The following is an 18,974-nucleotide window of genomic DNA, read 5'->3' as shown; positions in this document are numbered from 1 at the left end:
TTAACCTCTGTAACCGAGCTTACCCAAAATCGTCTCTACGTAGTTTTGAGTCTCTTTATAAGGTGGAATACCCTGATATTTATCAACTGCGCCATCACCAGCATTATAGGCAGCCAGAGCAAGTGCAACGGAATTATATTTATCAAGCTTTCTTGCAAAATATTTAATTCCGCAATCTATATTTTGCTCAGCGTTATATGCATCAGTAATACCGCAATCGCTCGCAGTGGCAGGCATTAATTGCATTAATCCCTGCGCTCCTTTATGGCTGGTTGCCTTTGGGTTAAATCTGGATTCCTGATTAATAAGCTCTCTTACAATGGATGAAGCAACATTGTACTTTTCAGAATACTTATCAATCAAATCAGCGAATTTTTGGTTTGTGGTCGCTGCAAGGCTTTTTATTGTCCCTGCGGGGCGTTCAAACGCCTGTGCGATATGTTCCCTTGGTGGGTTAGTCTCACCCTGTGGTTTTCTGCTGAATCCTTTGAACGATGACAGGGAGGAAGACTCCCCCCAGACCTCTTGCATCTGGCTTTTTACAGGTGGCGCAGACACCATAGAAAGCAGAATGTCTGAATCATCAGCTAATGCATTACCAGAGCATAAAAAGAATGTAATCAACAAACATCCTGCTTTCCTGTTAATCATCGTGGTAATGCTCCGGGTGTAGAAATCTTGGTTTCCATGTTTCCTGCATTATCAAGACTAAACGGACGTGTTAAGTCTCGATAGATAACATGACGGTTACTTAACTGATAATATTCACCGTTACCTTGATATTGTTTTCCAGCACATCCTGTTACGGCAGTGATAACTACGACCATAGCGAATATCTTTTTCATCGTATTGACCTCTTTGTAAATGAAACAAGTTTATGCGCGTGATCCACAACGACATAATTATCAAAGCCAATTAGCATCTGGAGCACATCAATAATTGGCATGGTTCTGTGAACCTTCGCAATTGGCGGAATTTTCTGGTCTGCAAGTTTGTTCGCATCAGATGGGGCCGGATATTCCGTTACTAACCTGTACCCGATAGTGTCAAGGATATATTGGCTGGCCTGCTTAACCGTCTTTGCATCTTCAGGCCACACAGTGCGCACTGATACAGTTGTAAGGTCTATTTGTGACTGTCGAATATCATTAGCACTGTTTAGCGGTTGCATCGCTCCATAGTTATATGCTCGTGTATTATAACCGCTTCCTAATGTAGTTCTGGTTGTTGTTTCAACCGACTTAGTTATAGGTCGGGGTGCTTCAGCGCTGTATGCAGCGCCTGATAAAAGAACCATCGCAATGGCTGAGATTTTAATTAACGTAGTCATCATAAACACCCTTGTACGGCTTAACATAAATATCGTCTTGCAAAATGATTCGAATTGACTGACCAGCTCTGACAATTTTGGTCGGAACAATATTCAGGTATTTCTGGGCCATTGGAGCAAACTGATCACGCATACCCTGACCAACTTCACCTGAATATGTTGTGTCGTTATTTGAACCCGTTCCGCTTCTGCTTGTATTACTGGAAATCATCGCATACGCGGCGACACCCAGCATTTGAGCCATAAAGTGATATTCAACCTGGTCTTTAACCCCGCCCATACCTTCACGATCTAGCCCGGACGCTTTACTCAGGTCGATACTGTCACCGTTAGGCAGAACAGCTTTACCCACGCTGTAGCCCATGCGGTTCTGAATTGGATCATTAATTCCATTGGCTGAAGCAGAAGTGGTGAGGAACTCGCTTCCTGCTGGGATCAGAATATTTTCGCGTTTCTGGTCATAAACATCATGATCAATCATCGCTTTAGAAGTAGTGCCAGGAAAATCGCTATTCCAGGTCATCATGGTAATAGCCGGAATTACTGTCCCTGCCGGGATTTTTGCCATACCTTCTGTATCGGCCCCGTATGAGTTCTCTTTGGTATAGCCAACCACATCAGCCGGGGCCTGTTTGAAAGCCACTTTCTGCTGCTGCGACGAAGGCGATGCAATTCCGTTAGCCGAAGCAAGAGAAACGCCTGAACTTGTAGGACGCTCACCTGAACGGCTAAGTAAGTCCTGACGCATTCTTTCCGCTTCCTCGATGCGCTGCCGGGTTAACTGTCGCTGTTGATCAAGAGTGCTTGCCTGCGGATTACGGGCTAAAGCCGTTGTTTTGTTGCCGTTGCCGTTAACTTCCTGTTGCTCTTTCGCGCCACCCCACGCTTTACGATTGGAATCAAGGGCGCGGATACGTTCTTGTACCTCCCATTTACGCTGGGCTTCGGACGCATAATCCCGGTCTTTTGACCTTTCATCTTTACGCTGATCGGACAACATTTGGTTGGCTTTAGCAGTGTAGGGATTGCCAGCAGGCACAACTTCAGGTTTAGTCACCTGCGGTTGTGGCCGTGTACGCTGGCTGTCGATTAAACGGCTCAAATCATCCTGTTTTGGTTGCTGAGCAAGCGTTGTTTGCGGGTCTTTCTTCTCTTTAGGTTCATTACCGCCTGAAGCGCGGTTGATAACGTTAATTAACGTAAAAACAAACAGGATCAGAAGAAGAAGCCCAACTGCGCAAAACAAATACAGCTGCATTCTTTTTTTATGCGTAGCCGGACGTTCCTCAACGCGCGGTTTTGACTCATCAACCATCACGATGCTCCTTTAGTCGCATTATCAACACGGCTAACGTTAATTTTCACATCATCAAGTTTCATTGTGAATTTTGGATAAATACCCGTTACCTGATAAATTCCGGTGTCCTCATCAAATTTGAGAGGAACAATTGCATTTTTCCCGCCTACATCGGCTTCTACTGATAAAAGGCCACGGTTAGTTCTTGAAAGGCGAATATAAGTAAATCGCCCATCATCATAAACATCGGAAATAACATCTTTACCTACAAAACCTTCACCTTTATCCCAGTTGTAGCGGGTATAAATGTGATAGCGATAGCGGTTAAGCGCTTTAACAACTGATTGCTGGCTGTTTTCACGTTCTTCACGTAGTTGATTCTGTAATACCTGATTTTGTTGAGCCTGCATTGCGCCCATTTGCATTTGATTGTTTTGGTATGCTTGCAGACCATTTGCCACATTATTTGTAATGTAGCGGTTGCCTCCGTTGATGATCACACAAGGTGTATTCTGAGCCTGTGGGACACGGGTTAATTGAATATCTACGCTTGAGCCGTCAGCCAGGAACGCATAGACCATCGCGGCGGCTCCTTCTGGCTGTTGGCTGTTGGGTTTAGCAACAATTTGTTGTTGAGCACCTTCAACGTTCCACAGGTCATCGTTTGAGTTAACAGGGGCAGTCTGCAAAGGTGCAGGCAACTGAATACGAGTACCCAGGCCAATTGCTGTATTAACAGTGATTACCTTTCCAGGCTTCCAGTTTTCAAACTTACACTGTGCGGCATAAACAACGTTGCCCGTCGAAAGCATTGCTACAGTAACAGCTAATAAGGATAACTTTTTCATAATATCTCCGATTACTCTTTTTCCCCGACGGGCTTCGACGGGTCTACAATTAAGTCTTCACTGATAATTTTCATGCCGCGAGGGTTGGCACGAATCCAATCTTCAGATTGCTTCTTGATTTCATCCTGTGACATTAAACGCCACTGAATACGGTCAATAAGATGTTCTCTGCTGAGAACCTTTAAATTAGCGTCACGCGTTATGCGATCAAAATATATATTGCTCCGCATTACGTTTTGTTCCTTTTTATCAAAGGTTCCTTTGGTTGAATCGTAATGATCAGAAAACCCCCATTCAATATCGATAACGTTAGGGTTTGGCGTAGCCAGTACATCAGCTGCTTTTTGTGCCGCGTCAAAGTCACCAGCCGCAATATCTTTGCCGATAAACTTTTTATAAAGTTCGCCGTCAAGATAAACAGAGGCCTCACTGTAATTCTGTCGAATAGTTCCTTTGTGCTGTCCATATCTGTTATTAAGGTACTGTTCGAAATCGTGATCTACCTGAGCTTTGGTAATGACCAAATCACTTTTAGGAAGAACGTTTAATACCTTAGATGTGCCATCTGGATAAAGTTGAACGTAAAGAACCTCTTTAGCATCATCAACTTTAGCCGAGCGATTCCATGCAAAAATAATAGCGATTAACGCAATAAAACCGACGAAGAAGACGCAAACAACTAATTTATTATTTGCTGCTACCAGAGCACCGAGAGCTTTAGGCAACTCTGACTTTTTGGATTTATCAACCTTACCTTCATCTGATACGCTGACTGGTTTATTTTTTTTACCAAACATAAATTACCCTTAGAATTTACCGGATGCCGCTTTTAAACCCATTTTAATCGCACCACCAATACCACCGCCTGCGCTGCCGACACCCGCTGAAAGTGAAGCGGCAAATTTAAATGCAGACAGTACAAACAGGATTGCCACCACTCCGGTTCCAATCATTTCACCTGCATAACCCATGTTCTGCTCTGTAATTTCGACTACGTTCTGTGGATCGGAAAGAACCGAAGTGAAACCTACACCAATACTTTCCAGCTGTGCCTGGAAAATAAGGCACCCCAGAATTCCTGTTACCTTTACGACTACTGACAGAACGATGAAACCAGTGAAGAAACGAACCCAGCCATCAAAAAGATTTCGAGTGCCCGAAACGAGAATAAAGGGAATGAAGACGAAACCAACTATTTTAGCCAGACCATAACCAAATACAGCCCACACACTGCCCAGGTACATCACGCAATCAAGAGCTATGCCAATGATCACCCAACACATAGACAATGCGACCATATCTAACGCATCGAATATTCCAACGTCAGACAGCTTTATAGCCATCGTTGCTTTCTTTATCCATTGAAGGATAAAGAGGGGATCGTTATTACCAACAAAAGCATATTGCATTTCATAAGATAAACCTTCGGCAATGCCCCAGAATGTTTTTGTCGCTATGTCATAAGACATCATCAATCCCAGACCTACAAACCAATATGCAACTGCTGTGAGGTGCTCAAATACGTCTGGCTTGCGTACAAATATAAGGAACTGTTGTACGAACAACATCATTGATAAAAAGCCGAAAATAGCCCATGCAAATTTATTAATCGCACTCCCACTACTTGTCATCTTATTAACAAAGTCAGAAAGATAAACAGCAAACTTCGAACGTATAAAATCGAATTGAGCTGCTTCCGCGCTGTTGCAAAGCATAACAAAAGCTATAAAAAGGAATAGCAAGAACCAATAAAACCATGCCTTCTTCATGAATTTAGGCAATGGGAGTCCTATAGCTTCAATTTTCATGAAAGCTCCTTAGTTTAAAGTCTAACGCTATGCGCTAGGATTAAGTCCTTTTAAAGGGACGCCCTTCTCATTAACCCAGGGTTTAACAAGCTGATATTTATAGCGGTCAATTTTGAGTACGTTTTTAACGATCCACCACCCTTCTCTTTCTAACTGCGGTTGCGTAACCTCTCCTTCTTTTTTATTGGAAAATGGTTCAGCTTTATTATAGGCAACACCTAATTCATTCAATTTTGACGTTGCTTGAGACTTAGATAATTTAGCGTAGTTTTCTTTAGAAAACTCAGCAGATCCCCTCATTGGAAATTTCTTATTAGCTGCATCAAAAACTTTACTTTCGCAAGAGTAACTTGCTTTTCCACCACAATTTTTGACGGTTTCTTTTTTGATGTAATCTTTCCGTTGAGTATCAGTTTTCTTTGTAGATGCATCAATATAAGGTGCAGAAAAAGCACCAAATGAAACACTGCTGATCAAGATTGCCAATGCTATTTTTTTCATATTAGAAATCTCCTAATGCTTTATCACTGACTACAGTGGGTTCCGAGAAAGCCTCATTAATCGCAGCTGAATTGCGAGACTGCGCTTTAGCTTTATTTGCGAAATACTCATTCGGAACCTGATTGCTCAGCTCAAAGTTTTTATTAGAGGCGCGAATAATTTGCATATTCTGCTCAATGATTAACTGATTTTGTTCAGCTTGTAATTGTGCCGTTCTGACAGCATCACTGTCTCCCAGCATCATACGGCGCTGATCAATCTGGTCTGCGCGTTCAGCGATATCGGCAAGGCCTTCATCGATAGAATTAACCTGCGCCTGCTGATAGGTAGCCATCTGGGCTTTACGATAATTGTAAGCGGCGTACTCTTTAGCACGTTCAGAAGAGTCGTTGTTATATGGCACGTTCGCAATCGTATCTATGTAGGAATCCCAGTCTTGATTAAGCCCATACAACACTTCTGATTGCTTCATTGCTGTTCGCCAATCCCCTAACTTCTCAACTTCGCCTGGCGAAGCGGTACGATATGGAGATCTTGAATCAAGCAGGCCTGTCTGGGTCAAAAATCCTACCCAATCCTTTTTAGATACTTTGTCTTTAAGCCCTTCAGCCTCACGCAACATCTGATCGTAGTTAATCAGGATCTGCTTATACTGGGTGTAAAGCTGGTTAAGCTGCGAAGTATCTAATCCCGTCTGCTCCAGTAGCTGATCATAATCAAGAATCTGCTGCTGATAAGACTGAATGGCTTGTGCAATTGAAGCGAGATCGACAACTGGAATACCGGATGCCTGAGCGTTAATGTTGGTTAACCCCATTCCAGCAACGATCATGCAAGCGATTAGCTTTTTCTTAATCATCATAACGAACCTCTTCAAGTTCAGGCTTGAACGCCTTAATTCGCTCTATGCCTTCCTTAATAGCCAGGTCTGGATCAGGCTGTTGTTTATAAATGTCTCTCATAATTGCCATCTCGTCCGGGTGAGAAGTGCTGATAACATACTGCTCGGCTTCTGCATACAAGTTGATAACTTTCGCTATGCCTAACTCAGACTGTTTAATATAGGCCTGACGCTTAGGTATTAAGTTAGCGATAATGTCACATTCAGAATCGCTCAGATTAAAGGCTTCTTTATATTCGCCGCGTGACATATTAGGGTCAGCCATGAATACAAATGTTGATGCTGAAGACTTAAGCGTTTCCCAACCTGGAATAGAAAGATAGTGTTTCGGGCTTTGTGTCCAAATCCCAGCACCGCCTTTATGCTTAAACCATGTACGAATTTTTTTCTCGAAAAACTCTGCGCTTGATTTCCTTGAAAGTTGATACTGACACTCGTCAATTTCAAGGAATTTATATTCTGACAGGTTTTCGGGTGATTCGAATAAACGAGTCGTCCTGTAAAATACTTCTGTTTGAGCCAGTTCCATAAGGATCGGCGTATCTTTTACTTTTGCAAGATTGAATACTGAAAACTTACTTTCAAGCGAACCAATAGCGTCAACGTCATTATCCATAAGGAACCCATAAACACCGCCCCGAAGGAAGCGTGATAGTTTATGTTTAACGGATTTTTCACAGTGAGCGACAAGAACTGATAAAGAGGGAATAGATTTATATCCATCTTTGTTGATGTTGCTGAGAGTTCTGTCAATCCCCTGGTCAACATCAATCTGTTCGTCCTGGTTAAATTCACGCATATCAGCGCTGTCATTATCACTGATCATAATGCGCAATAATCTAAGCAGGTGTGCTTTAAACTCTGTATCGTTTGCCCCACTTGCAACAGCAAATGGATTAAAACCGCCCAGACCATCATCTGACAGACGGAAAACGGAAGACGTATCTTGAAAATAACGCGCAACCGGTTCTGTACCTGCATCAATATCTAATGCTGAATAGAACCCGTTAAGTTTCTGCATATGGGCTGCAACGCAGTTCTTCAGGAACGTTTTTCCTGATCGTGTCGGCCCAACGCCAATAATGAAGCATTTGTCACCCACAAACATGCTGTAGCCAAACGGCACACCATCAGTGGATTCCATAACATAGATGGGTTCTTCTTTTTGTGTACCCCATTCACTGATACCTTCGTCAGAACGGTAAAGCAGTGCAGCCGCGCCTGTTTGAGAAGTATTGAACTCCATATCGCGATAAGTTCGCTTAGGATAGCCGAGCTGCATACGGATGTATGCAGGCAGCAATCCGGCATTCTCCCAGACAAGGCTAAAGTTGTTAGAGAGGTTGTTGGCGAGTTTTTTTGATGTTTCAATTACGGCTTCAGGATCTTCATCAAAGACAAAAACACCTGAAGCAAAAAATGAATATTGATCTTCTGAATAATCCGCTTGATCTAATTCTTCGAATGCTTTTTTAATTCGCGGATTCTCAGAGAGTTTTTTTGTTAACTGAGCGTCTGAGCTATTTCCTTTCATCATTTCCGCAAAAGAAATGTTATCGCGCTCAAGTTCATCACGCTTTTGCTTGAACAGAATAGATTTATCAAGCCCGGACATAGGAGCATGTTTGGTGTAAAACATATAATTCCCGTTCATTTCAACAGCAGAATTATCGCCTTTAGCCCAAACACCATAAGGAACCGTATCACCACCAATTCCAATAATCTGCGCAACACGGACGTAGATTGGAGCTGCCCCACTGATTTTAAGCATATCGTAACCGCGAATGCTTATAGCCTTTACCTCACCGTCTGGAAGCAATTTATCCCAATCATCGACAGGTACAGCCTCATTCTCACCGAAGAAGAGATAATCCTTCCTGAAATTAGTCAGGAAGCGGCTCAAAGCCCAGATTTTATTTACACCGACAAAATGATTGTTTCTTGATACAAATGAAATTTTTAGGTTCAGTTCTTCTAAAGAATTTTTCAATTTATCGCAAAGTTTATCTATCGTTTCTTCTTGTACTAAAGCAGCATCAATGCTCTTGAATGCCATTTTAACTTTAACTCTGGCGGTTGGTTCGAATACAGAGTTAAATAGATTACGCAGAAATGACACTGACAATAATTTATTATTGTCATCTTTATTTTTAATTTCTAACATCCAGAAGAGTCTGGATGCGCTTAAATTACGATTGTTATTTAAGTAAGCCTCACGTTGACGTGATAATGTTCCGCTACGGCCTGAGCGTTTTTGCAGACGTACCTTTGCGCCATCATAGTGAATATAGAAGCACTTAAGCTCAATATCATTAGACAACTTCTGAAGAATGTTCCTGACAGTGCGTGACACAAGCGCCAGCGTGTCAGGGTCAACAGATGCCGGGTCTACTCCGCTTAATTCAAGTCCACCGATTACAGAGCCGGTCTGGGTCAACATAAAGTTTTTGTCCCAGACACCGCCGTAATAGAGTTCTTCGTTTAAAGGTACGTCTGCTCTCATGTCTTACAGCCCTTTCATATAGGCATAAAGAACGCCTGCGTTCATGATGCCGATACCACCAACAATGGCACGAAGCAGGTACATGATAGCCCCGCTTTTAGGAGCAACAATCCAGATTGCAACGCCGATGATTAGTGAAAGAATCACGATCATCGCCACACCAGGGCCGCCAGCGAAATCAACAACCAGCTGTAAGAACGTGGCGACTTTATCAAGAAAGTCATTACCAGTTGTACCGATGTCGATTGTGCTGTCAGCTGCCATTGCGTTTGAAACTAAGCCACCGTAAATAAGCCCTGCATACAAACCGAGTTTTTTGTTCATCTTAACTATTTCCTTTTTGACGTTCTTTAAGTGATATGAATTCGATTTCTGAGCCAGATATTTCAATAATGCGAATATCGCGCTTACCGTATTGTTCGGTTGAAAGTTTCCCTGGTGCCCAGAGCGTATGGAGCCAGGTTCTGTAGCCTTGAGGATCTTCTTCATGAACCAGGTAAGCAGGAACAAACAACACAACGGCGAATACCAGAGACGCAAACACAGCTATCCACCATACTGTGTAGATGAACAGCGTAATTGTCGTAGCCAACCAAAAAACAACCAGGGCAGTCAGGATCTTGCCTGGAAGTCCTAAGGTGCGACTTTCACTGTTGAAAACGCCTAAGTTTCGTAACTTATTCTGTTGGTCTGGATTGGCATCACTCATGCTACAATTCCTGAAATCCCTTAGAAATTAACTATGTACACACTTTAAATACACATGCAAAGAAGCCACAAAAAATACACATCAACAATAAGTAGCCGAAGTGTGTATTAGAAGTGTGTATTAGAAGTGTGTATTTCAGTATACACTGATTTAACGAGGTATCAAGGAACATGGCACAAATGAAAGTTGAGCGGATAAACGTCACACTCCACCCTGATTCAGTAGCAGGGCTGGATGAGCTGTGCGAAGAAGTTCGCGCAGCATCTACGGATTATTTTGGACGTATAGGCCGATCAACAGTCATTGCCGCACTGACGGAAGTCCTGATTGAAAACAAGCACCAATTTGAAGCTAGTGCTGTGCAAGACAATGCTTCGCTTAAAGCAGAGATTAAGCGTGTATTGAAGAACGCAGAAGCGTAGGTAGGAGTAAATCCTGAAGAAGTATCGGGTAGCTGCCTGACGGCTGCTACCCGCTAATGTACGTAAATCCGCATCAAATGTAAAATCGGCTGTAATTCTCCCAAACTGGATGAGTGAGCTTAAAGCTCAGCCGTTCTTCATCCGACCAAATTTGTTCAAAATTTTATCAAGATACTCGCGGCCAGGATCAGGACACTTGTTTAAAAAATCTTTACGTGCGTCAAAGGTATGATCGGGAAGAAATGAGCCGTGTTTTTTCTTTTTGATGTCAAAAAACGCTCGTTCTGCATCAGAACATCCCTCCGGTGTGGAGCCGTTCTGTAACTTCCCCCAGAGGCACATAGCGACAACGCAGGGGTTATCCTCAGCTGAAGCCTGTGAAGAAGCACCGAGCATTAACGCCCCACTTAACAGGCTCAGAGCAACCAGATTTTTTCTCTTCATAATCGTTTCCTTATCCTCAGAAGTAAAAACGGAAACGAGCATACATGAAAAATGAAGAAGTACACACTTTGCGTTAAATCAGTTTTACGTGCTGTTTCTTTTCGGTGTCATATTTGAAAACGGTTATAAGTTTCTCGCCATCGCTAATACAGATCTCCGTAACCTTCCTGCCAAATTCAGGCCTGCGCTCACAGTGAATGAACAAGTTAACACCTGAAATAATATTTTTTGCTGCCATATCAAAATCAATGTTGCTTCCCTTGATAAGCAAGTCTGCGAGGCGTCGGACAGAATCTTTACAGCCATTGGAGTGACCTGTTGCGGCATTACCTACATATCCTGTGTTGGTAGCAGTGATAAAGGCATCAGCGGCGGGATAATCACGTATTTCTCCAACCCAAATCCTGTCACCGTTCAAGCGTAATGAAGTTTTAATGAGGAAAGGTAAATCAATGACAGTCGAGTTAATATCTCTTTTACGTTTGGGGGCTTCCAAAGCGATCATGTTTGGGAACCAGTTCATATATAACTCTTGAGTATCTTCAGCAATTATCATCCTGTCTAATTCAGACACAAAGTGACTTATTGCACGAAGCAATGAAGTTTTCCCAGAACCAACGTTTCCCGAAATGAACAAGTTATCGTATTGACGTAATCGCTCAACGATATAATCAAACATTTCTTTAGTTAAAGCACCTTTGCTAATCAGATCATCGCCTGACAAATGTTTTTTAGGCGCAATACGCAAGGTTAATGTACTTCCAGAAGGTGTAACATCCGTAGTTGTCGCACAAATTCGGGAACTATCCGGGAATTTTGCATCCAGAACACCATAGCATTCCTGATCAAGTGCCCTAGCGAATTGTGTAATTAACTTACTCAAATTCTCTTCTGATCCAAATGAGCAATCAACTCTGCTCGTAGTGTTGTTACGGGCAACGTAGATAACATCATAACGATTGACCATTATATCAGTCACATCAGGATCATTATAATATTGTGCGATTGGCTGCATGTAATCTTCAACAAGCTGCCATGATGTGATGTTACTTTCAGGAACATCGCCAAACATTAAAGTAATCATAACCTGTACATATCCTTTACTGTAAATGAAAAGAAATCACCTTCAAAAACGGCTTGAGGATCAAAAGAGTTTTCCATTTTTATCAATCGACCTCCCGTTGGATTTTTCTTGAAGATAGGCCAGCGAGGAGTTTCATAAATAGCTGTATAAATCCTGCAAACGGCATCATCGTTAAAATAGTAAGCAACAGAATCATACAAGCTGGACTTAATATCCCTGATATTATTTACATAGTTGAAGTAAATTTTATCCGTAGACTTCCTGTTTATTTCAACCTCTAAGGCAATACGCTTTCCATCCTTTTTGGTTACAATAGCATCTGGCCTTCTTGCTAATTTTAACGTTTGCAATGCCTTCTCGCCCTTGAATGAATCAATATCGGGTAAAAGGTCAATAACTAAAGACTGAATGCAAAACGCATGAACCAGTGTTATCAATGATGGTTTCTTTTTTTTCTCTTTAATGTCTAACTCAGGGCAATACATCGAAGCAAGTCCGTAACCATCGCTACCGAGAGAATAGACGGTTAACCTTGTGCCCGGTATATAATCTTTAACAACTATACCATCATCAATTAAAGTCTTAAAAAAAGCAGACTGACCTCTGTAATCAACACCTATAGACCTGCCGATTAACTCACCAGTTGAATAATCAAACTCTGCCAGCCACCTAACTACTTTTTCTATTTTCTCAACACGCCTGCCGCGTTTATTTCCGGTGAAAAAACTCATGACAAAACCTTTTTAAAATTTAACAGAATACACACAAGACGCTGGACGGATGGGGAATTGAAAGCACGGAATGCGCAAGTTTACGCGCGCGTTCCGTGCTTTCAATTCCCCAAAAAACAAACGGAGCGGAGCGAAGTGGGTGACGCCTTTAAGCGAATTAGCCGATGCAATCGCCTCCCGAGGCGATGCAAGTGAAATATTGCGCCCACGCGATATTTCACGGTCGGATTTAAATTTGAACGTACAGTGAAAATTTAAATTGCGAAGCACTAATTCTTCCCCGCTCGCGGGGCCGCCCAAAGACAGCAACGCAGTCGCCGGGCCACCCCCTTTACATGATTCCGAGGGCTGCGTTCAGCAGCCCGAAGGAACCCCGGCAAGTTGACGCAATGTGAAGCGACTCGACGGACTGACGAAGGAAGGACAGAGAGGATCGCGGAGCTTTGCGGCAACGCCGACGGGGCAAGCCACGGCTTTTTTTGCTTCGACGAAGGAAGGAGCAAAAGTGGCGCAGTTATGGAAAGGGGGTGGCCCGGCGACGAAGGAGCTGGGCGGCCCCGCGGGTGAATCTCTTTGCAGGTCGGCGTCCAGCAGACCGAAAAAGAGAGAGGGTGGCGGCGAAGCCAGAACCCTAAGTGTTGAGAAACGTTCAAGTTTCGATACACTGCTGTTACCACCTTTGGAACCGTAGGAAATGATAGAAATAAGCGCCCGCTCGGCGCGTTTTCTATTATTTTACTATTAAGGATTCTATTAATCCACCTATGAGCAAAGCGAATGGTAGATTAATAGAATAATTAATAGTATTCCATTGGTGGTAGCCGCTTGAAAAGCGGCCCCTGACCGCAAGCGGTCAGGGCATGGGATGCTATGCATCCCACGCTGGCGAAGCCTGCGCAAGGAGCACATTACGAATGTTTTGTGCGCCTTGATCCTTGTCCGGTTTCAGCCGCGACAAGGATGGTTTGGACGTTAGACCTTGAACGGCTGCGGCTTTGGAAACGCTTTAACAAATGGCTACTGTGGGTCATTCCTGCTTGAAAATATGTCAAAAATCGGAAACACTGTACTTATATTCAACAATGCAAATATGGACATTTTATGAACGCCGAAGAAATACTAAGATATACCTTAGAAAATATAGATCCTTATATTCTTCTCATTATCACAGGACTATTATCAATCTCCGCTTTTATAACGTTTTCAGGAACGGTTGAGAAAAAAGATAAATCTGCTTTTGACTACACTGTCATTCACCTGAAAAAAGTTTCTTTTGTGCTTGCAATATTAATAATCGTGGTAGGTGTTGCAATAATTTTCACCATCGCAAGCCGCACACTCGGCCTGAAAACAGCGATGGAATACATGGGTTTACTTTGGGGAAAAGTAAAGTCATTCATTTCAGATTGGACTATGTGGCCTGGCTTGATTTCAATAATGGTTCTTCCATCGCTGATTAAGCTCTTACATCACAGGATGATAAAGCCGCGTTTTTCATCATGGGTGAGAAAGTGGCGTGTTAAACAAATGAATGACAGCATTTCAGATATACGCACTGAAATTACTAAACTTGAACCTAAAGATTTTGATCCAAGAAAATACTTCAAAGATGGATTTATGTTCATGGGCCTTGATGAAAACAATAGCCCTATATACATCGATGATGAAAACTTTAAGAAAAATCACTCTAAAGTGCTAGGCCCGTCTCAAACTGGTAAAGGTGTAATGCAGGGCGTGTTAATTGCTCAAGCAATTAAAAAAGGCTGGGGCGCTTGGTTCAATGACCTGAAGCCTGATGATTTTATCTACTCGATTATGGTTCAGTCTTGTAAAGAGTACGGCAGAGAGCCGCCAATAGTCGTTGACCTGACAGGATTCCATGAAAGTATTAAATATGCACCGTTTGAAAATGGAACAGATGCAGAACGTATTGCGCGAGTGACTAAAGCGCTGAGAATATCTGATTCCGGCGGCACTGCTGATTATTACATGGCGAATAACCGAAAAATTTTGTATAAAATTTTTCCTTTGTGGGATGGAACATTAAAACAGTTATCTAAGTTGCTGGAAGGTAAACACCCGGCAATTGATGATAACTTACGTTTAATGATTCAGGAAAAGGCAGAGAACTTATCGACTCGCGTAATGGAATGGTGTCAACAACCAGCCCTTCACCCGCAAAAAGGGCAAGGTTTTAATGTAAAAAATGCTTTGATGAATAATCGTGTTGTTTATGTTCTTGGTTCAATGAGCGATCCATTTGTCAGGGCGGCAAATATTGCACTTATCGATGAAATTGTTCAGGTAGCGAAACGCGAAGAGTTACCGGGACACACTTTTATTGATGCTGATGAATGTCGATTTATTGCAACGGACTTACTTGCTGATTCTCTTGCCACTCTCCTTTCAAAGAAAGTGAGTATGGCAATTGCATATCAGGCGCGAAACGACATGAAAAATTTAACTGACAAAACCCTTAATGCTGAGTCTATTCAGAACGGCATTGAAACCAATACGCAGTTAATGATTTGTCACCGTGCAGAAGATGATGATACGGCTGAGTGGGTCTGTGAGAAAACAGGCACAATTGCTAAAACACTCACAAAACTGGAATCTGTTGAAACTAATGAATGGGGTGCGGAAGAATGGGAAGGTAAACGCATGGTCGGGCAGGTAGAAGACTATTTGATCACTCTCAACCAGGTTAAGGCACTTCCTCCCAGAATTTGCGTTATCGCTCGCCCCGGCGTTTTAGCAAAAATATGTTATACCTGCTTCATTCCGTTAAATGAAAAAGTAAAACTTAAAGCTCTTAGCGTCGAATCAATTAACGATGAATTGAATGTTGTTAAAAAGCCAAAGAAACAGGATACAACCCCCTCGGTTAAAAATAGCAATGATGAAAAGGCTTCAGACACTACCCCCTCCCCTTCGCATACAGAAGAGGAAGTGGACGATTTATTATCAATGATTACCAGTAATTCAAAAAAATCAGAAAAGAAAGACAAACCTAAAGATAAAGCTAAACCCTCTGTATCAACAATAAAAGAAGCGACTCCTGTTATTCATGAATCTCCTGATATGGTTGATGAAAAAAAGGTTGTTGCTCCGAACAATACTGATAAAGGTATAGACCTCAGTATTCTTGAAATTGAACCGACAAAGGGAACTGAATCGGTACAGAATGAGAAGAATAAAACTTTCTCATTAGATGATCTCTGATCAGAATGCTTTCAGTTCAAGCCTCACAGCTGCTGCCAGTACCCGGAACTCTGCGCCGGGTACTGGCGGCGAGCAAAAATCGCACACTGCTCAACTCAATGACACTGTTGTTTTCTTCATCAAAAGAAGATGCAATTTTAACCTACATGTCGAATTACGTTACGGTGTTCTCAGATATGTCTGAAAGTGGTAACTACTACCATATCAGGGAGGGGGTATTGCCATCTCTGGCGCTGTTGGGTGTAAACCCACAATTGACTGTTTCCATAAGGGAAATTGAAACGAAAGTCTCAAAAAAGGCAGGACTGCAAAACTATTCAAAAGAATTTGATATTTCAACAAATTACAGTAAATCCATGTTTTATCATGGTCTTATCGACTCTGGTTTTCGCAGCCGTGATCTGTGTCATTCTTTTGGGACTTCTCGGACATATCTTAGTAAATCTAAGGCCTTACTGTCACTTGCTGACCAGTACCTATCTTTGTTCATCTCTGGCAGAATAGACGATGTAAATTTAGCTTACGATTTGAAAAGCATGAATAGTAAGCAAGAGTTACATTTCTCACAGTTGCTAAAACAAGGCTATAGCCCACGAACTGCACTCAAAATCATCTTAAAAGGTGATTCGCGGGAGTCATCATGCTCAGGCTGATTGTTTCAGAACAAGATTACATCTTTTCACAAACCGTAGAAGCATACGTTTTGCCAGAGCGTGAGATGGGGCCAGGTAATCCGGCATCATCACCAGCTGAAGGCGCATCCATCTACAACGCATGGATAGCTAACGGATGCCCCGGCTCGGACAAGCTGAATGATTTTGAAAGCATGATTAATCATGCCCTTTCTGATAGGCCTGAAGGTGGTGCTATTGCCTGTTACCTACTTAACGTGATGGCAGGTACGGCGGAAGCAGAGCCTCTTCCAGAATGCCGATGGACTATGCAGTTAGTGTTTGCAAAAGACACTTTAGACAGGATGGATCGCACCTCTTTCTTGAGATTGAGGAACACGCTAATGATGAAGGTTAGAGATTATGAATAAAATAACATTCCGGGATGCTTACCCAGTTGTTCACTGGGACAGCGATTATTTCCCCGATGCTAAAAACAGAAAAATCATCTCAGGAAAAAATGTCGCGAAGAAATTGTTTCACTTGCAACGTTTCGCGCAGGGCAGAGTCAACGAAAACGAGTTGGTGAAGATGCTGGCTGTGCGGCTGAATGGTCGCATTGATGATGAACTGAAGGTGACACGTGCCCTACTCACTTCATCGATAAAACGCATCAAGACCGAGGCTCGATTGAACTCGCTTCCAGGGCTGGAACTGGACACGCAAAGTGAAGGTTTCAAAACGTATGAAGTGACTATTGAAAGCCCGGTAAACCCGCGCATAGCCTCTTTTATTCGTCTTTTTGCTCAACTGGATGAAATCAGTGTACAGCTTAAAACGCAGTACATTTCAGGGATGATTACCAAAGACGAATACAAGCGGATTGAAAGGGATGCCGCTAAACCACTCCGCAAGCTGATCCTGGATGTTCACACAATGCTGAAGAATTTCTTCCAGCTTGAACAAGTAAAAAATAATAAATCAGCTGCATGACAACACACAGCACAATGTAATACATATGTATTTCATTGTGCTTTCATCACTTCACTACCTCTGCTATCAAAATCCCCGCTGCCGGCTTCAATTCTGCCATCGTTTTTCGAATGGCCATTAATGTTCATGCAATCAACTTTCACAGCGTTCGCGTGTCAGCTGCGCCACACGATGCAATCATTTATCAGCTGGCCGGTCGCAAAAATGCCATCACCCTACTTCCCGCTGCGGCTGTTACTGCCATAAAAAAACCGGACTCTGTGAGTCCGGCCTATAAATGACGACTAGCGTCTGTTTACTTCAGTGACAGCTGGTAAAGGGTCAACGCACCTTCGTAGTACCCTTCATCGCGGCACAGTAAGCCATGTAACGTTAGCAACTGATGTTGATAACGTTCAGAGCCAGTCAGTTCAAAAAGCTCCTTCAAAACGATAAGAGAAGCCCCGAAACCAACCTGGCATTCATCACAGCTCACAGAGAAGTTGTCTACACGAGCCAGGCAACCACTTCGCCCTACAGGATAGGCAGCAACAGCACCGTTCAAACGGCCTACTCCCCAGTTTGTGACTTGCTTAACGCCAGTTAACTCTTCAACTTTCAGCATGACAGATAAAAGAAAAAGGACAGAAGCGGAGCGATCGTTAATGCTTCTATCGATTTCGTGAACGCATTCAGAGAAGTTGATGATACTGATAGTAGAGATTTGCATAGAGACTCCATTCAGAGAATCTAAGCGCCGTCAGGCGCATAGATTCGCCTGACAAGATAGGTTGAGGTAGTTGCGTTTCAGCCAGTTTTTACGCAATTAATCTGGCCCGGAAATAGTAGCATCTGGCCCGGTAACGTCACACCAAAAATACTCCCCCTCGGTACTGAAACACACCAAAATGTAATACATTTGTATTGCATCTATAAACATAAAACTCTACTATGATTGCAATACATTATCACGAAAGCACAACATGCAATCAAAGAGGCACTATGGCTTATACGCTGCGCACGACAGAAGAAGACGAGAAAATTCTCGAAGAACTGAAAATTCATACAGGTCAGGGGTCAGTGACGAAGGCGCTTCTGTATGCCGCAAAGCATTTCGCTAACTATGAAAAGCGGATGATCAAGGCAGAAAGGAATTTAGACGTGGTTCGGAATTTCGCCCAGCTAATCAACAGGCTGGATGATTAACCCGGATCTATCGTGTAATACACGCGTATTACATATGTAGTACGCGTGTATTATCTTCAGGCCATTTTTCCGGTGGCCTGGTCATTCATCAGAGCACTGTGCAATCCATCCGGGTGACCGGGTGCCAGGCTGACACCAGTAACCCCGTATTGTTTAAGAATCAGATCATAGTCTGCCAGAGTGTGAGAAAAGGCTACTACAGGATCTTCATGAAGATTGCTGTAAATTGGCGGTTCACCATCTGGATCGATAGTCATAAAGAAATGTTTGAGCGGTTCATCCCAGCCAATCAAAATTTCTACAGACTTGCCCTTTATCATTCCAGATAACCAGTGCTGACTCATATCCTTTCTCCTTGCGAAAAATGTAATACAACCGTATTACA

At 42.8% G+C, this 18,974-nt stretch carries 23 protein-coding genes; 6 read left to right on the top strand and 17 right to left on the bottom strand.

Annotated elements, in window-relative coordinates; all coding sequences use genetic code 11:
* The 12 genes from HX773_RS24535 to HX773_RS24480 are packed head-to-tail and all read right to left on the bottom strand — an operon-like array spanning window position 1 to window position 9,897.
* Window positions 1-651, bottom strand: a complete 651-nt coding sequence (locus tag HX773_RS24535) for a transglycosylase SLT domain-containing protein (RefSeq protein WP_176973673.1) — start codon at window positions 649-651, stop codon at window positions 1-3.
* Window positions 648-845, bottom strand: a complete 198-nt coding sequence (locus tag HX773_RS24530) for a hypothetical protein (protein ID WP_176973672.1) — start codon at window positions 843-845, stop codon at window positions 648-650. Before HX773_RS24530 ends, HX773_RS24535 begins: the two co-directional genes overlap by 4 nt.
* Window positions 842-1,330, bottom strand: a complete 489-nt coding sequence (locus HX773_RS24525) for a pilus assembly protein PilL (RefSeq protein ID WP_255433316.1) — start codon at window positions 1,328-1,330, stop codon at window positions 842-844. Before HX773_RS24525 ends, HX773_RS24530 begins: the two co-directional genes overlap by 4 nt.
* Entirely contained in the window at window positions 1,314-2,645 is a 1,332-nt protein-coding gene (locus tag HX773_RS24520) for a TrbI/VirB10 family protein (RefSeq protein ID WP_176973670.1), read from the bottom strand. The genes HX773_RS24525 and HX773_RS24520 overlap by 17 nt, the downstream gene beginning before the upstream one ends.
* Complete coding sequence (locus HX773_RS24515; protein WP_176973669.1) at window positions 2,645-3,475, bottom strand: TrbG/VirB9 family P-type conjugative transfer protein; 831 nt, start codon at window positions 3,473-3,475, stop codon at window positions 2,645-2,647. The genes HX773_RS24520 and HX773_RS24515 overlap by 1 nt, the downstream gene beginning before the upstream one ends.
* 11 nt (window positions 3,476-3,486) lie before the next feature.
* A complete protein-coding gene (locus HX773_RS24510) occupies window positions 3,487-4,272 on the bottom strand; it encodes a hypothetical protein (protein WP_176973668.1) in 786 nt (261 codons plus the stop codon).
* 9 nt (window positions 4,273-4,281) lie between these two features.
* Window positions 4,282-5,283 carry a hypothetical protein gene (locus HX773_RS24505; RefSeq protein WP_176973667.1) on the bottom strand — a complete coding sequence of 334 codons (1,002 nt, stop codon included), beginning with the start codon at window positions 5,281-5,283 and terminating at the stop codon, window positions 4,282-4,284.
* Window positions 5,284-5,310: 27 nt separating this feature from the next.
* Window positions 5,311-5,784, bottom strand: coding sequence for a hypothetical protein (locus HX773_RS24500; protein ID WP_176973666.1), 474 nt, complete (start codon window positions 5,782-5,784; stop codon window positions 5,311-5,313).
* 1 nt (window position 5,785) lies between these two features.
* Window positions 5,786-6,646, bottom strand: a complete 861-nt coding sequence (locus tag HX773_RS24495) for a hypothetical protein (protein WP_176973665.1) — start codon at window positions 6,644-6,646, stop codon at window positions 5,786-5,788.
* Entirely contained in the window at window positions 6,636-9,188 is a 2,553-nt protein-coding gene (locus HX773_RS24490) for a VirB4 family type IV secretion system protein (RefSeq protein WP_176973664.1), read from the bottom strand. The genes HX773_RS24495 and HX773_RS24490 overlap by 11 nt, the downstream gene beginning before the upstream one ends.
* Window positions 9,189-9,191: 3 nt before the next feature.
* Window positions 9,192-9,512 (bottom strand): hypothetical protein, encoded by a 321-nt coding sequence (locus tag HX773_RS24485; protein ID WP_176973663.1) that lies wholly within the window; start codon window positions 9,510-9,512, stop codon window positions 9,192-9,194.
* A gap of 1 nt (window position 9,513) precedes the next feature.
* On the bottom strand, window positions 9,514-9,897 hold the full coding sequence (locus HX773_RS24480) for a hypothetical protein (protein ID WP_176973662.1): 384 nt from the start codon (window positions 9,895-9,897) through the stop codon (window positions 9,514-9,516).
* 170 nt (window positions 9,898-10,067) lie between these two features.
* Here HX773_RS24480 and HX773_RS24475 point away from each other — a divergent pair, with 170 nt between their 5' ends.
* The gene (locus tag HX773_RS24475; protein WP_176973661.1) at window positions 10,068-10,319 is read left to right on the top strand and encodes a hypothetical protein; all 252 of its coding nucleotides are present in this window, start codon (window positions 10,068-10,070) and stop codon (window positions 10,317-10,319) included.
* Between the two features lie 126 nt (window positions 10,320-10,445).
* Here the strand turns inward: HX773_RS24475 and HX773_RS24470 are convergent, their stop codons facing one another.
* The 3 genes from HX773_RS24470 to HX773_RS24460 all read right to left on the bottom strand — a co-directional run bounded on the left by HX773_RS24470 (window position 10,446) and on the right by HX773_RS24460 (window position 12,578).
* Window positions 10,446-10,763 (bottom strand): TrbM/KikA/MpfK family conjugal transfer protein, encoded by a 318-nt coding sequence (locus HX773_RS24470; protein WP_176973660.1) that lies wholly within the window; start codon window positions 10,761-10,763, stop codon window positions 10,446-10,448.
* A gap of 73 nt (window positions 10,764-10,836) precedes the next feature.
* The gene (locus HX773_RS24465; protein ID WP_176973659.1) at window positions 10,837-11,847 is read right to left on the bottom strand and encodes an ATPase, T2SS/T4P/T4SS family; all 1,011 of its coding nucleotides are present in this window, start codon (window positions 11,845-11,847) and stop codon (window positions 10,837-10,839) included.
* Window positions 11,844-12,578 carry a hypothetical protein gene (locus tag HX773_RS24460; protein WP_176973658.1) on the bottom strand — a complete coding sequence of 245 codons (735 nt, stop codon included), beginning with the start codon at window positions 12,576-12,578 and terminating at the stop codon, window positions 11,844-11,846. Before HX773_RS24460 ends, HX773_RS24465 begins: the two co-directional genes overlap by 4 nt.
* 1,101 nt (window positions 12,579-13,679) lie before the next feature.
* Between HX773_RS24460 and HX773_RS24455 the strand changes: the two genes are divergently transcribed.
* From HX773_RS24455 to HX773_RS24440, 4 genes are read left to right on the top strand one after another with little or no spacing between them, the layout of a single operon-like run.
* Window positions 13,680-15,800, top strand: a complete 2,121-nt coding sequence (locus HX773_RS24455; protein WP_176973657.1) for a TraM recognition domain-containing protein — start codon at window positions 13,680-13,682, stop codon at window positions 15,798-15,800.
* A 5-nt stretch (window positions 15,801-15,805) separates the two neighbouring features.
* Window positions 15,806-16,453: a hypothetical protein gene (locus HX773_RS24450; RefSeq protein WP_176973656.1), complete on the top strand. Its 648-nt coding sequence runs from the start codon at window positions 15,806-15,808 to the stop codon at window positions 16,451-16,453.
* On the top strand, window positions 16,441-16,842 hold the full coding sequence (locus HX773_RS24445; RefSeq protein WP_176973655.1) for a hypothetical protein: 402 nt from the start codon (window positions 16,441-16,443) through the stop codon (window positions 16,840-16,842). The genes HX773_RS24450 and HX773_RS24445 overlap by 13 nt, the downstream gene beginning before the upstream one ends.
* Window positions 16,835-17,404 (top strand): hypothetical protein, encoded by a 570-nt coding sequence (locus tag HX773_RS24440; RefSeq protein ID WP_176973654.1) that lies wholly within the window; start codon window positions 16,835-16,837, stop codon window positions 17,402-17,404. The genes HX773_RS24445 and HX773_RS24440 overlap by 8 nt, the downstream gene beginning before the upstream one ends.
* A 295-nt stretch (window positions 17,405-17,699) precedes the next feature.
* Here HX773_RS24440 and HX773_RS24435 read toward each other — a convergent pair whose 3' ends face one another.
* On the bottom strand, window positions 17,700-18,113 hold the full coding sequence (locus HX773_RS24435) for a hypothetical protein (protein ID WP_176973653.1): 414 nt from the start codon (window positions 18,111-18,113) through the stop codon (window positions 17,700-17,702).
* A gap of 272 nt (window positions 18,114-18,385) precedes the next feature.
* On the opposite strand from HX773_RS24435, the gene HX773_RS24430 reads away from it, so the two are divergent.
* Window positions 18,386-18,589 (top strand): hypothetical protein, encoded by a 204-nt coding sequence (locus tag HX773_RS24430; protein WP_176973652.1) that lies wholly within the window; start codon window positions 18,386-18,388, stop codon window positions 18,587-18,589.
* Between the two features lie 56 nt (window positions 18,590-18,645).
* On the opposite strand, the gene HX773_RS24425 is transcribed toward HX773_RS24430, so the two are convergent.
* Complete coding sequence (locus HX773_RS24425) at window positions 18,646-18,933, bottom strand: hypothetical protein (protein WP_176973651.1); 288 nt, start codon at window positions 18,931-18,933, stop codon at window positions 18,646-18,648.
* Window positions 18,934-18,974: the final 41 nt, after the last annotated feature.

Origin of the sequence: Pantoea sp. B9002 (assembly GCF_013385945.1) — a bacterium.
Classification (GTDB): Bacteria; Pseudomonadota; Gammaproteobacteria; order Enterobacterales; family Enterobacteriaceae; genus Pantoea.
This window is presented reverse-complemented; position numbering and strand designations above follow the sequence as displayed.